15 protein-coding genes are annotated in these 13,698 nt (G+C 24.3%); all 15 read right to left on the bottom strand.

Features of this window, described 5'->3' with window-relative positions; translation table 11 throughout:
• Positions 1 to 606 (bottom strand): YrbL family protein, encoded by a 606-nt coding sequence (locus CRU91_RS02720; protein ID WP_113893145.1) that lies wholly within the window; start codon positions 604 to 606, stop codon positions 1 to 3.
• Positions 599 to 1,522 (bottom strand): glycosyltransferase family 9 protein, encoded by a 924-nt coding sequence (locus tag CRU91_RS02715; RefSeq protein WP_113893143.1) that lies wholly within the window; start codon positions 1,520 to 1,522, stop codon positions 599 to 601. The genes CRU91_RS02720 and CRU91_RS02715 overlap by 8 nt, the downstream gene beginning before the upstream one ends.
• Complete coding sequence (locus tag CRU91_RS02710) at positions 1,519 to 2,268, bottom strand: glycosyltransferase family 2 protein (RefSeq protein WP_113893141.1); 750 nt, start codon at positions 2,266 to 2,268, stop codon at positions 1,519 to 1,521. The genes CRU91_RS02715 and CRU91_RS02710 overlap by 4 nt, the downstream gene beginning before the upstream one ends.
• Positions 2,265 to 2,990 carry a polysaccharide deacetylase family protein gene (locus CRU91_RS02705; protein ID WP_235826928.1) on the bottom strand — a complete coding sequence of 242 codons (726 nt, stop codon included), beginning with the start codon at positions 2,988 to 2,990 and terminating at the stop codon, positions 2,265 to 2,267. The genes CRU91_RS02710 and CRU91_RS02705 overlap by 4 nt, the downstream gene beginning before the upstream one ends.
• Complete coding sequence (locus CRU91_RS02700; RefSeq protein ID WP_235826927.1) at positions 2,980 to 3,735, bottom strand: hypothetical protein; 756 nt, start codon at positions 3,733 to 3,735, stop codon at positions 2,980 to 2,982. Before CRU91_RS02700 ends, CRU91_RS02705 begins: the two co-directional genes overlap by 11 nt.
• 47 nt (positions 3,736 to 3,782) lie before the next feature.
• Positions 3,783 to 5,024 (bottom strand): O-antigen ligase family protein, encoded by a 1,242-nt coding sequence (locus CRU91_RS02695; protein WP_113893139.1) that lies wholly within the window; start codon positions 5,022 to 5,024, stop codon positions 3,783 to 3,785.
• Positions 5,021 to 6,082, bottom strand: coding sequence for a glycosyltransferase (locus CRU91_RS02690; protein ID WP_235826926.1), 1,062 nt, complete (start codon positions 6,080 to 6,082; stop codon positions 5,021 to 5,023). The genes CRU91_RS02695 and CRU91_RS02690 overlap by 4 nt, the downstream gene beginning before the upstream one ends.
• The gene (locus CRU91_RS02685) at positions 6,079 to 7,401 is read right to left on the bottom strand and encodes a PIG-L family deacetylase (RefSeq protein ID WP_113893137.1); all 1,323 of its coding nucleotides are present in this window, start codon (positions 7,399 to 7,401) and stop codon (positions 6,079 to 6,081) included. The genes CRU91_RS02690 and CRU91_RS02685 overlap by 4 nt, the downstream gene beginning before the upstream one ends.
• An 11-nt stretch (positions 7,402 to 7,412) precedes the next feature.
• A complete protein-coding gene (locus CRU91_RS02680; RefSeq protein WP_113893135.1) occupies positions 7,413 to 8,384 on the bottom strand; it encodes a hypothetical protein in 972 nt (323 codons plus the stop codon).
• A gap of 33 nt (positions 8,385 to 8,417) precedes the next feature.
• Positions 8,418 to 9,188: a glycosyltransferase family 32 protein gene (locus CRU91_RS02675; protein ID WP_113893133.1), complete on the bottom strand. Its 771-nt coding sequence runs from the start codon at positions 9,186 to 9,188 to the stop codon at positions 8,418 to 8,420.
• A 67-nt stretch (positions 9,189 to 9,255) separates the two neighbouring features.
• Entirely contained in the window at positions 9,256 to 10,032 is a 777-nt protein-coding gene (locus CRU91_RS02670) for a BUD32 family EKC/KEOPS complex subunit (protein WP_222718372.1), read from the bottom strand.
• The gene (locus CRU91_RS02665; RefSeq protein ID WP_113893131.1) at positions 10,029 to 10,943 is read right to left on the bottom strand and encodes an LpxL/LpxP family acyltransferase; all 915 of its coding nucleotides are present in this window, start codon (positions 10,941 to 10,943) and stop codon (positions 10,029 to 10,031) included. The genes CRU91_RS02670 and CRU91_RS02665 overlap by 4 nt, the downstream gene beginning before the upstream one ends.
• A complete protein-coding gene (waaC, locus tag CRU91_RS02660) occupies positions 10,936 to 11,940 on the bottom strand; it encodes a lipopolysaccharide heptosyltransferase I (RefSeq protein ID WP_113893129.1) in 1,005 nt (334 codons plus the stop codon). Before waaC ends, CRU91_RS02665 begins: the two co-directional genes overlap by 8 nt.
• Positions 11,937 to 13,406, bottom strand: coding sequence for a Ppx/GppA phosphatase family protein (locus CRU91_RS02655; RefSeq protein ID WP_113893127.1), 1,470 nt, complete (start codon positions 13,404 to 13,406; stop codon positions 11,937 to 11,939). Before CRU91_RS02655 ends, waaC begins: the two co-directional genes overlap by 4 nt.
• Positions 13,406 to 13,660: a YfhL family 4Fe-4S dicluster ferredoxin gene (locus CRU91_RS02650; protein WP_026803857.1), complete on the bottom strand. Its 255-nt coding sequence runs from the start codon at positions 13,658 to 13,660 to the stop codon at positions 13,406 to 13,408. The genes CRU91_RS02655 and CRU91_RS02650 overlap by 1 nt, the downstream gene beginning before the upstream one ends.
• Positions 13,661 to 13,698: the final 38 nt, after the last annotated feature.

Here is a 13,698-nt window from a genome sequence, read left to right as displayed (position 1 = left end):
CTATACCTTTTTATTATATTGTTTTCTTTTTCTATATATTTCCGCTAAAAATCTTTTCCAACTTTTTTTTATTTTATATTTTGTGAATGATGTTGAATTTAAGTATAACCAAAATTTAACTCCAGTTCTTCTTCCTCCTAAACCATCAATTATTACTAATTTATATTTACATTTTTCATACTCACAACATAGAATATTATATAAACCTATATCTATAAATAAAACATTATTTTCAAAAAGATAATTTCTCAAATCCTCTACTAATAAATCTTCTTGTTCTTTAGTAAATTTGTCTTTAATAATAGTATCTAAAAATGTCATAGAAATTTTTCCATTATAATCACACACTTTATCAAAAACTAAACCTTTTCCTAAATTTGTATCTACATATCCATAAGTCTTTGAAATATGTGAAAAAGGAACTTTCAGTTTTTCTAAAAACTTAAAATATCTATAATCTAAATCATTTTGGTTCCTGTTGTTTTCATTATTATATGTATGTAAAACTTTTATAACCTTTGTAAAATCTAAAGGATTACTATAACAATCCCTTTCTCCTCCTTTTGCTATAAAATAATCTTTAGTTAAAATAAGTTTTTTATTCATAAATCAATATCTCTTTCAATTTAGTCTCAATTTCCAAATAATCATCTTTTGTATAATCTTTATTTATCATAAAATTATTTTGATTTTTTTCTTCACTTACAGTTGCCCATCTTTTACTACTCGCAAATAAACTATTTCCAAAGAAAGATAGTGTTTTTGAATTTGTTGCACCTGCTAGATGCATAGGTCCTGTTGAAGTGCTAACAAATAAATAACTTGTTGCAATATATCTTGCAAAATCAAACAATGTTACTTTTGATTCATAAATCAAAGCTTTAAAATCAACATTTGTTTCAATATATTCTTTAATCTTTTCATCATCAGGTCCAAAACTAAAAACTATTTCAAAACCGCTATCCTTGATACTTCTAGCTAAATTTATATAATCATCAATTTTTAAATTTCCATCAGTACTTCCACCTGAACCTGCATGAAAAATAACTCTTTTTTCTTTTTTTTCTTTGATATTTAAAAGTGGCTGAGTAAAATCTAATTTTATATCAGGAAATAGCTTTTTTGCTAAATCAAGATTATATTGCCACTCTGTTTTTTTAGCTTTACTTCTTCTTTGAATTACTTTTTTATTAAAAAAAAATTGGGCTAATTTTGTTGCTGGAGAAACTCTCTTTTTTATTCCACTTTTATATAGAATTTTCCCTAATTTTGTATCAATATATGCACTAATACTCGCATCAAAATTTTTACCTTTTATATCTTCTAAAGTTTTATCTAAATCATTTGTATTGTACAAAATAACATCATCTATAAAATAAATATCTTTTGCAAATTTATAATTTACTTTTGATACAAGTGCTGTTATTTTAACATCAGGGTATTGTTCTTTTATAGCCTTAAAAAGTGGCAAAGTTACCACAAAATCACCTATTTTATCATGTCTTGTTATAAGTAAATTCATCTTTTATTCTCTTTGTTTAATTCATAAAGTTTTATATATTTATAAAAATTTGTAACCATATGTGAATATGAGATGATAAGTCCAACATAACCATCTCTAAAGCCTTGTTTAAAAATATATGTTCTTATAAATGAATACATCCCATTAAAAAAAGCTTTTGTAGGGCTTGAAGATTTTTTACCCATATTATTTTGAGCAAAAAGTGTTGAATATCTATCAGCTTTTATTATAAATTCGCTAATTGTGTGATAACTATAATGCTCTACATTTCCTTTTAATTCTTCTATTTTTAATCCATCAATTATAATATCTTCGTGAACATCATTTGAGTTATACGAAGTTATTGTTTTATTGTACAATCGTTTTATTTTTTGGTTATTCCATCCACAATATTTAACTTGGATATCTTTATAAAAAGCTTTGAAATTTAATTTATATACAATTTTCTCATCTAAAACTTTATTTTTTAATTCACCTAAAAGTTCACTATCAACAACTTCATCACTATCAATAACTAAAATCCAATCATTTTTAGCAAAACTTGAAGCTTGGTTTTTTGTCCAACCAAAGCCTTTAAACTCACCTTGAACTAAATTTACATTTGAAAAACTCTTTGCTATTTGCATAGTTTTATCAGTTGAGCCATTGTCATAAACTACAACATCATCAAATCCCACTAAACTTTTTAAAGTTTTATCTATTGTTTTTTCATTGTTTTTAGCTAGTACCACAACACTAATATTCATTTTTTACCCAACTTTTTAACTAAACCTTTAAATCTATATTTTGTGATTTTACCAAATTTAAATATTTCATTAGGACTTTTTAAACCATCTCCATCAACTCTATAAATAGCTCCATTTATACCGCTAAAATCTTTGTGAATAGCATTTCCTATTCTAAAATTATATTTATAGTATTTTTGAGCTTCTTTTAAAATATCTTGATTATATTTCCCAAAAGGAAAGACAAAACTATCTATTTTTGTACCCAATTTCTCTTCTAAAATCTCTTTAGAAAATCTTAATTCCAAATCAATATCAACATCTTTTTCTAATAAATTTATATGAGAATGTGAATGTGAGCCAAAAATCACTAAACCACTATCTCTCATCTCTTTAAGCTCTTTATATGTACAAAATGTAGCTTTTTGGTAGTTAAGAAACAAATCATTATGCTCAAAATTCATTCTAGCTTCAGCTTTTTCATCTGTATCATCTAAAATATATCTTGAAGGAATTGCCAAAAGTGCTTTTAAGTTATACTTTTTTAATAATGGAAAAATCAAAAAATAAAAATCAGCATAAGCATCATCAAAAGTTAAACATATAGAGTTTTTTCCTACTTTTTCATTTGGGAAAATAGTAGTAAAATGCTTTTTTATGTATTTTAGATGCTCTTCAAAAATAGTTAAATCGTTTGAACATCTATCACTATTTACATGATGGTACATAACACTAATCAACAACTTTTTGCCCTCTTAATCTTTTTTTTAAATTTATTTTTGCTTTATGTTTATGTGAAAGATTTAAAGCTTTTTCAATCAACTCTTTTTCATTTTGACTTGAAATCTTTGCATACTCTTTTATGATAATTTCCAAATCTTCATCTTTTGCCCAAAGTTTTGCAAAGTTTTTCATTCTTAAATCTATATCTAAATCTAAAAATTTCATACGATTTATATCTACAATTTTAAATATAAAATTACCATCAACCTTTTTAATCAAAATATTCCCTGGACTAAAATCAAGATGAAAAATTTGAGCTTCGTGTAAAGAGTAAGTAAATTTTGCAAATGCTTTTATAATATCATCTTTTTGAAAAAAATCTTTGTCTAAAAGTGGTTCACGAATAGTGAAATCATAATCAAATTTTTCACTCACAAAATAGCTGTCTTTTAATAGAAAATTTTTATAGAACTCTATAAAACCTACTGGTTTTGGTGTAAATTCTGATATTTTTAAAGCATACTCATAAGATTTCTTTGCTTTTGAACTTTTAAAAAATGTATATATAAATCTATTTATAAAATTTGGAATTTTAAAAGATTTTACAACTAAATCACTATTTTTATAATTTATGACTTTTATTTCATTTCGTGCTTTGTGAATGCTATTTTGACTATTTGAAAAAAAACTTTTAATATTTTCTAAAAAACTTTTAACAATCATAAACTCTTCATTTATCTCTAATTTATATTTTGACAAAAACACTTTCCTTTAAAAAATAGTACCAATTTTATCTAAAAAACAATTTAATACTAATTTAATTTAACATCACCTTTCTTATTTTTCATAATTGCTATGGAAAGTAATATAAACACTAGCGCATAGGTTGTATTAAATGGTTTTCCAGTTAAATTTTCATTTCCCATACTATTAATAAATACTATTGAAAAGAATATAAGTGCTATTGGAAAAATTTCTTTATCATTTAAATATAGCTCTCTTAATAAAATAACGATTCCAGATAGGAAAAGTATATATCCAAAAATTCCAAATTTTGTTAAGTAATCTAAATGTTGATTGTGATAGCCTATCATAGGATGTTTTAGCTGATTTGGATTTTCTTTTACATAATTTCTTATATCTTGATAATAATCACCAACACCTGCTCCAAATATCAAATTTTTTGGAATATTTTCAGCTGCAACATACCACATAAACAATCTAGGTCCCCAACTTCCTATAAATTCTTTATTTTCATATGAATATACTAATTCATTAAATCCTTTTATATATCTATCTAGTTTATTAGTATTATACAGAAAAGATATACCTAAAAAAATTACTAAACTTAAAGATATAAATAACTTTTTATATTGGTATAAATATTGTCTATAATAAATTATTAATATAAATATTGTACAAATAAAACTAACTTGTCCAACTCTTCCATTATTTACTATCAATGCAAAAAATGAGATAATAGAGACAAAGAGAAGAAGATATTTTATATTTTTATTATCTTCTTTTAAATAGAAATAAAAACCTAATATAGTACTTAATGCAAAGTAAGCTGTAACTACTGAATAAGCTATATGTCCTTTAGGATTTAAGTGATCAGAATCTCTTATTTGAAATAATCCTAAAAAAATACAAAGAGAATAAACTGCATATATACCAAAACTAAATATAAGTGCATAAAATGAACATTTAATATCTTTTTTATCTAAGACAGTAAGCAATACTGGAATCATAATCCAATAATATTTATAATGTTTCAACTCTCTTAATCCACGACTCCAATCATCAGACCAAAGTAAAGATAAATAAGCATAAAAAATAAATAATATAAATAATACCAATGGTATATTTGAGAAAAGATCTTTTAATTTTATAAAATATTTTTCTTGTTTTCCTATAATTAACCACCAAATAAAAAGAACTATGCTTAAAACACTCATCATCCAATTAGTTAAATCTAATGGAAAAACCAATATATATATAAATATATATAATTTAATTGGTTCAATTTTTGTATCTTTAAAGAATACAATCATTTTAAAATCTCCAAATATTTTTTTATTTCGCTATCTTGTGAAAATATAGTTTCTATAATCTCTTTATTCTTTTTCAAATCAAAAAAAACCTCATTTTTGGCAACTTTTAGAAGTTCTTCTTTTAATTTATCAACACTCTTATTTCCTACAACTACAAAATCCAAACCTAAATTTCTCAATTCTGGGAAAATTGTATTCTTATATGAAATACATTTAAGCTCAGCATTTAAAGCCTCTAAAAATGAATTTCCAAATCCTTCTCCATAACTAGGAAATAAAAATATATCTGCTTTTTTTAAATACATATCAACTTCATCTGTAAATCCAATCAGCTTAACTTTTTCTTTATATTCTATAGTATTATAAAAATTTGTAAACTCTTCTTCATACCCCTCTTCATATCCACCAACTAAAATAAGTTCAAAATCTATATTATTCTGTGTTAAAACTTCGCAAGCTTTTATAGCATCTATTTGTCCTTTACCTTTTGCTATTCTACCTGTATGTAAAAGAGTTAGTTTCATGCTATTTTGTCGTTCAATATTCATAGGTTCTATAGATGGATATATTAAAAAAGACATTGTATGTTTTCCAAAAGGAAAAATTTGTTTTATATTGTCTAATAAGTGATTAGAGATAGAAATATGGTAATCAACTCTAGAATAAACCAATTTATTAAAAAATCCTTTTTTCCTTCTTGTTCTAGTTGTTCCATGTCTGCATATCAAATTTATATTTGTTCCTAAAATAGAAAAGTATACAACTCTTAATTTACTTGTACCAAAATATAATATATTTTGTATATTATATTTTTTAAGTATTATTTTTGTTCCCAGTATGGTATTAATTATTGAAAAACTTTTAAAAGCTAAACTTTCAAGTTTAACATCATTGTTTTTTAAAAAGTATTTATCAAAATTTTGTTCAAGAAATCCACCTTTTTTGGTAACCAAAACTATATTACAATATGGACTTAATTTTTTAGCTAATTTTATACTATCAATTTCCATCCCACCAAAATTACCACTAGGACAAAATATAGCTACATTTTTTTTCATTTTATATCCTTATAAGCTTTTTTTAACTCTTTATAATCTGTTACATAAAAAATCTCATTTGTCCTAACACTTCTTCTATAATAACTTTTTTCCTTGCCATTTATAAATCTTCTTAAAGATTTGAGTGCTGCTCTAAAAACTCTTATAAATCCTATATGAATCAAAGGTTCTCTTAAGTCATGCATACTTTCCAAAGCATAAAATTTATATATTTGTTTCTTTTTTGATAATTGATGAGAATATATATCTTTAAAAATAAAAGTGGTATCAAATCTTGGAACTAAAGCTTGTGTTGAGAAAATATCACCATAAGGATAAATCTCATTTTGAGTTAAATGATTTGTAGAGGTTAATAATTTTATATCCTTACAAGCTAACTCTTCCATAGCTTCAAGTAAAGCTAAAGTTATATATTGATGATCTGTATTTGAATCTATTTGTGGATGTAAAGTTACAATAAAATCTATTTTTGTAGAGTTTATAATATGGACAAAATCACTCACTAAAGAGTCCCATTTTGAACTAGCTAGAGGATTTGTTTGAATTTTAGAATGATTCACCATTCTAAAATAATTTATATCAGATATTTCAGATGTTTTTGAAGATATTATATTATCCTGATTTTTATACATATTTTTTATTGTTTCATTAAAGTATCCTAAAGCTATACTATTTTCATAAGAAACATTACCAAGCATTCCAATAGTTAAGGCATCATGAACTCTTAGTTTTCCTTTAAGTCTTGATTTGTCTCTATTATTGTCAGCTAATACATAATCATTTGAAACTGTTTCTCCAGCAGTTACAGTCACAATTAAACTCTCTTTTGCATCACTATAAAGACCAAAAGATGCTATTTCAGCATCATCTGCATGTGGTGATATTATTAAGACTTTTTTATTTTTTATATCCAAATTTTCAAAATCAAAAATCTCAACTTTATTTGAAACAATCTTACAATTTTTAGAAGAGAGTATAATTTTATATCCCCCCACGAAAGAGCTAATATCTATATATCTAACTCCTTTTGCACTATGTTCAAAAAATGTTTTTTCAGTTTTTTCTTGAGAATAAATGTTTACATAAGGAGCAAATAGCTTTGAAAAGAATGTTGATTTAATCTCTAATTTTAATATAAGTGTTTGATTATTAGTATATTCTTTTAAATCTATTGGACTTGATAAATCAAAATATTTTGGGTTTTTAAAATCATAGCAATAATCTTTTTTTTGATTATATCCATATATTTTATCTCTAGTTTTAATTAACATAAAAGCTATCAAAAACATTATAATTAATAAAATATACAAAATTAACATATTCTCCTCTTTTACTTAAATTCTAAAATATTATCTTTTTCAAAGTAAGTATATATAATTTCAAAATTATTTATATCTGACTTATTATAAGGATTTTTAATTTTAACATATTCAACCAAACACTCAGGAAATAGTATTTTTGTTGTAGTTAGTGCTGTAGACAAATAAGAGATAACATGTTTAGGATATATTCCATTATCTAAAAAATATTTTTCTATTGGCTTATTTAGATCTAGAATCTCAATATTTTTATCAATATTTTTTATACTATGTTTATATTTTTCTTCTCTATGTGGAATATATAATATTTTTTTGTCTTTATATTTTTGTATAATTTTTTTGATAATTAAATTTATTTCGATGCTATCAGCAAATATAAATTCTGGTTGCCCTAAAAAAAATACTATTTCACTATAATCGTTATGATTTCTTTTAAAGTCTTTTCTAATATATTTCATTTTATTTCTAATGACTTCTCCACCAAACAAAGGTTCAAAATCATAATATGTAAAAAAGTTAATATCATCATTAAGTTTTAATCTCAAACCAGATAATAGATATCTAAATTCTTTAATCTTATATCTATTTAATTTATTAGTTTTTATTTTTTTTTCATATTCTTCAATTGTAGAGGTTCCTTCATCTAATAAAAATAATTTTTCTTTCACCAAATTAGCAATAATAATTCTAAAGTTTGAATCATTAAGGTCTCCTGTGAAAACTTTTTCATAGCTATACTTTTTTAATTGCTTTATTAATTTTATATATTCAAAAAAGCTACTTCTTCTAGATGGATAAAATTGAATTATTTCACCATAATTTACATCTTTTAGTTGTTCATTAAGTTGAGTTATATTATTTGTACTTCTATTATATATTACAAGAAAAATAATATTTTTAAGATTAAATAAATATATAGCTTCACGTGCATTTATAAATTCTAAAGGCGAATTTATAATAAATAAATTTTTTTTATTATCCAATTTATATTCCCTTATAATTTAATCCAATGAAGATTAAATGATTTTCTTTAATAAATCTTCTTTTTTTACATGAGTCCATTTACCTCGTGGTTTATCCATATATTGAAAATATTCATTTGTAAAGCTTCCTTGAATACAAACATATTTATATAATTTATAATTAATATTTTCATCACCAATAGCATTATTTAAAGCCATAGGACCAGTTAAACTATAAACTCCATCATCAATTCTTTTATTTTCAATATTATCAACAATCAAATCAAGCGTTTTAGAAAAATGTTTATTATTTGGTGCCGTTGCTAAAAAATAGTTGTTATATCTAAGTTTTGATTTTATAAAAAGTTCTTTATCATCAGGTTTTATCAAAGTCGATAGAGGTAAAACAACATGTGCATCAATATCCATATATACCCCTCCTAAATTATTTAAAACAAATAATCTCCAAAAATCAGCTTGTGCAGCACCATCTGTTAATTGTTCAAAAGCTTCTATATAATTATTAGGAGCATTGCTTCTTAAATATTCCAATCTATCTTCTGTACTTACATATCTATATTCCCAATCTAAAGACATTAATCTATTAAACAAATAATTTATGTAAACAGGTAGAGTAACAACATTTGAATAGTTTGTTTGCCATATTATTTTAGGTATTAAAGATTTGTTTTTTGATAATTTTTTAGCTTTACTTATTTTTGGAATTGTAAATCTAAGTTTTGGAAAAATAAAATATATAATATAAGATAAACCCTTTATCATTGCTCCAAAAATTTTACATAAACGATTTATTACTATTGCCATAAACTATATACCTTGTGTTAAATTTAGAATTTTAATTATATCGAACTTATAATTATTTTTCAGATATTTATGATAAATTCAAATTCTTAAAAAGCTTAAAGAATTGTAATACATCACTACCTAAAAGCCTTTTTATAAATTTTAATTCACTAAGCTTTATAAAAAATGATAATCTTTTACTAAATCTTTTTAGTTTAAATTCAAAATTCTTATTATTTGACAACTCTTTATATTTTGTTACAATTTTGACATAATCTATCTGGAAATTTAATTTTTTAAATTTAGTAAAAGATAGTAAGAATAGTAAGAAGTCCCTATATTGTAAAGTTTTTATATCTGTATCTTTACTAAAACTCTCTTCAAAATCTAAAACAAAAACCTTTTTATCTTTAGTTGTAAAATTTCGCATTTGGCTTCCACCGTGAAAAAAACCAAGATTATGAATTTTTGCTAATTCAACAATCATCAAATCGACAAAATAGTAAAATTGTTCCTCTTTCATATCTTTTTCAATAGTTTTGAAATATGAATAAACACTCTCTCCAGTATCTTCAAGTACGAAAAAATCTTCATATTTATAAACAACATTCGGGACATTTATACCCATACTTTTAAATTTTTCAAGCTTTGAACTCTCAAATTCCAAAGCTTCTTTAGAAGTTTTATAAAGTGAAGGAATCAACAACTCAAATTTAAAGAATATAGAAAAGAACTTCTGAATTTTATTTGGTTTTGTGGCTCTTGCTTTTTTCAACCAATACTGTTTTTCTTCAAAAATAAAAGGAAAAATCTCTTTACTTGAGTTTTTAAACTCTTTTTTTGCTATCTCTTCAAAATTACTCAATCTTGCTTCTTTTTATAAATATCATTGTGAAAAGCTTTAAATCTTTTATGCTGCCAAAGCCAAAAATCTGGTTTTTCAAAAATTTGTTTTGATACAACATCATTTTGAATTTGTGTGAGTTCTTTTATCTTATCATCTGTTTTAAATTCTAAAGTTTTAACATCTATTGGCTCTTTGATTTCTATTGTCCAATCTCTAAAGCCATTGTTTACTGTAAATATAGGGATAATTATTGCATCAAATTTCAAAGCCATTCTTGAAGTAGAATCAGTAGCTATTGTTTTTTGTCCTAAAAACTCAACTTCTACTCCAGCTCCTATATGTTGGTCAATTACAACGGCTATACTTTTATTATCTTTAAAAGCTTGTAACATTCCTTTTGCAGCACTTTGTTTTTCAAGCATTGTTATTTTATTTTTACTTCTAGCCTTTGCATATTTTTCTTGAATGTGTGGATTATCCATCTTTCTATTTACAACAGCAATTTCTCCAAACATCAAAGCAATATATGGTAAAGTTATCTCCCAACCACCATAGTGAGCAGTTATATATATAATTTTTCGATTTTCTTTAAAAGCCTTTTCAATAATATTTTTATTTAAAATATTTGCTTTTTTAAACATATTCTCTTTTGTAATATTTTGATTTTCAATAAACTCATACATATTAAAAACTAAAGATTTATATGAATTATATATTATTTGTTGTTTTCTATCTTCTGTAATACTATTTCCATAAACAAAATCTAAATTTGCAAGAGCTATATTTTTATGTTTTTTATTGAATTTATATGCAAAAAATGCCATAAATTGTAAAATCTTTTTCATAAAAAATTTTGGAGTTATTAAAAATAAAAACATAAAAGTGTTATATAAAAAAAGTCTAAAATAATCTTTTATCTTTCTATACATACAAAAGTTCCTTTGCCATTTCTATAATCTCATTTTCATCAATATCTTGAATTGAAAAATCAGTTCTATCTAGTTTAAATGGGTTTACAATACTAGCAGATTTTATAGTTCTATTTATACTTGTTGCGTAAGTATTTCTATATGCTGGAGTATTCCCAAAAAGTGTGATACTAGGAGTATTCAAAGCCCAAGCCATATGAGTTGGTCCTGTGTCATTTCCTATTAATAAATCAACTTTGCTTACAACTGCTTTTAAACTATTCAAATCTAGTTTTGGTAAAATCATAGCTTTTGAATTTTTAGAAATAAACTGTGCTATTTGTTTTTCTTTTTCATTTCCCCAAGTAATTAAAAAATTTTCATCTAAACTAGAAACTATTTTAGCAAACTTCTCTTTAGAGTACATTTTACTATCCCAACTAGCTCCAACAACTAATAAAACATTTTTTTTATCTTTTTTTAAATACTCATAGATTATTTCATCTTCATCTTTATAAAACAAAAATGGCTCTTTATTTAAAATATCATCTTCTGATATTGAAAAATTCAAAGGTTCACTTAAAATTTTGCAATTTCTAAGAATTGCGTTTCCATCATAAGGAATATCAACTTTTTTTGTATAAAAATATGAAGCAAATTTCTCTCTTATAGAGTTTTTATTAAATCCTGCTCGTTGCTTTCCCAATAATCTTGTAACAATAGCAGATTTTATAAGTCCTTGAGCATCTAAAACTAAATCATAATTATTTTTTTTGAACTTAATTAAAAGTTTTATTTGATTAAAAATCTCTTTTTTATCTTTTTTGATACTTTTTAAATTTAGTTTGATTATATTTGAAATATCTGGATTGTTTTCCAAAATACCGCAAAAAGAATCTTCAACAAACCAATCAATCTGCAAAGAGGGATACTCTTTTTTAATAAATTGTAAAGCTACCATAGAGTGAATTATATCACCCATAGCCGATAGCTTAATGATAGCTATTTTTTTCATCATAAAATCTCTAAAGATAAATTGTTTGGAGTTTCTAGTTTCTCAATATAAGATTTTATTAAAAAAGATTTATTTGGCAAATTCATTTTTAAAACATTGTTTTCTAAGCTATATTCAACTTGTGGTCTTGAAAAATCCTGATTTACAGCCAAATTCAGTGCAATCATAAATGACATCCATTGCATATCTTCCAAACAAGGTAAAAGTTCTTTATACTCTTCTAAATCTATTGCTTTTGGTAAAGATTTTTTTGAAAACTTCAATGTATAAGCAACTATAACTCTTGAAGTATGTAAAAAATCGTAGTTCAATCCACTTAGAATAAAATCAAAAGCATTGTCATTTGATTTATAAAAATTTATTGTTGTACCAATAGAGTGTAGTTTTGAAGATACAACCAAAAGAGTTTTAAACTTTTCATCAAGCCTATGAAGAGGTTTTAAAATATCAAATATTTTTTTAGCATTATTTCCAAAATAAGCACTCTGCTTTGGACAAACCTGAAATCTATCAAGTAAACTTCGTACACTCACATTAAAATTTTCTGGAAATTTATGATTTTGATTTCTTAATAAATCTGTTAGATAAACACCCTCTCGAACACCTACTCCAGAAGTTACAACGGTTTTTATATTAAGCTCTTCAAGAATAGTCTGAAATATAAAAGTTCCTTCTTTTATAGTGTCAAATCTATCTTTTTTTACTCCTAAACTTTCTAAATCTTCATTTGAATTTGCTTTTAAAATATCTTTAAAAAGCCTATTTTCATCTTTTACTTTATATGAAAATCCATGAATAGCATCTAGTGGATAAAAGTTTTTTTGCATAATAAGTTTTGATAAAAACCTTATACTTCCACCAATTCCTACAACTTTTGAAGGGATATTTAAATCTAAATTTAAAATATTTTTTAAATTATCTAAAATATATTTTTTTGCACCATCAATATTATTTTTATTAAAATATAGTTCTCGTAGTCTTACCGTTCCTATATTTAAAGATATCGATTTTATGATTTTTCCATCTTTTACAAAACAAAATTCTGTGCTTCCACCACCAATATCAACAGTTACAAAATCATCATCATGAAGCAAGTTTGAAGTAGCAACTCCACCATAATATGCCTCTTTCTCACCATCAATAACTTTGATATTTAAACCTAAATCTTTTCTAACTCTATTTAAAAAAACTTTAGAATTTGGAGCATCTCTAAGTGCTGATGTTGCAACACAAAGAATTTTTCTTGATTTTAGTGCATTTGAGATATTTAAAAAAGATTTTAAAGACTCGTAAGCTCTTTGCATAGGTATTTCTTGAAGATTTCCACCATTTTCATAGCAACCTTCTGAAATTTTCACTCTACTTTTAGTCTCATTTATAAGACTAAAAGCAAAACGACTAGATTTTTCTAAAACAACCATTCGCATTGAATTGGAACCAATGTCTATGATTGTTGTAATTTTTGACATTAGTTTTCTTCTTCCATCAATTGGTCATATTTAAATTTTAATTCTTCTAATGTCTCTTCATTATCAGGATCTAAGATAATACAGTCTACAGGACAAACCTCAACACATTGTGGTTCTTCATAATGCCCAACACACTCTGTACATCTATCTGGATCTATCATATAGATTGGATCACCTTCTTCGATAGCGTAGTTTGGACACTCTTCACGACAGGCATCACATGCAATACATTCATCCATAATTATTAAAGCCATATACATTTCCTATATATAAAATATGTTTTGGAGTTATA

This window comes from Aliarcobacter vitoriensis, from assembly GCF_003316695.1.
GTDB lineage: Bacteria > Campylobacterota > Campylobacteria > Campylobacterales > Arcobacteraceae > Aliarcobacter > Aliarcobacter vitoriensis.
This window is presented reverse-complemented; position numbering and strand designations above follow the sequence as displayed.

Coding starts and splice junctions, on each gene's coding strand:
- CRU91_RS02710 (WP_113893141.1), bottom strand. CDS start 2,268: ATGAATATTAGTGTTGTGGTACTAGCTAAAAACAATGAAAAAACAATA.
- CRU91_RS02695 (WP_113893139.1), bottom strand. CDS start 5,024: ATGATTGTATTCTTTAAAGATACAAAAATTGAACCAATTAAATTATAT.
- CRU91_RS02675 (WP_113893133.1), bottom strand. CDS start 9,188: ATGGCAATAGTAATAAATCGTTTATGTAAAATTTTTGGAGCAATGATA.
- CRU91_RS02655 (WP_113893127.1), bottom strand. CDS start 13,406: ATGTCAAAAATTACAACAATCATAGACATTGGTTCCAATTCAATGCGA.
- CRU91_RS02685 (WP_113893137.1), bottom strand. CDS start 7,401: ATGTTAATTTTGTATATTTTATTAATTATAATGTTTTTGATAGCTTTT.
- CRU91_RS02665 (WP_113893131.1), bottom strand. CDS start 10,943: ATGTATAGAAAGATAAAAGATTATTTTAGACTTTTTTTATATAACACT.
- CRU91_RS02715 (WP_113893143.1), bottom strand. CDS start 1,522: ATGAATTTACTTATAACAAGACATGATAAAATAGGTGATTTTGTGGTA.
- CRU91_RS02720 (WP_113893145.1), bottom strand. CDS start 606: ATGAATAAAAAACTTATTTTAACTAAAGATTATTTTATAGCAAAAGGA.
- CRU91_RS02690 (WP_235826926.1), bottom strand. CDS start 6,082: ATGAAAAAAAATGTAGCTATATTTTGTCCTAGTGGTAATTTTGGTGGG.
- waaC (WP_113893129.1), bottom strand. CDS start 11,940: ATGATGAAAAAAATAGCTATCATTAAGCTATCGGCTATGGGTGATATA.
- CRU91_RS02650 (WP_026803857.1), bottom strand. CDS start 13,660: ATGGCTTTAATAATTATGGATGAATGTATTGCATGTGATGCCTGTCGT.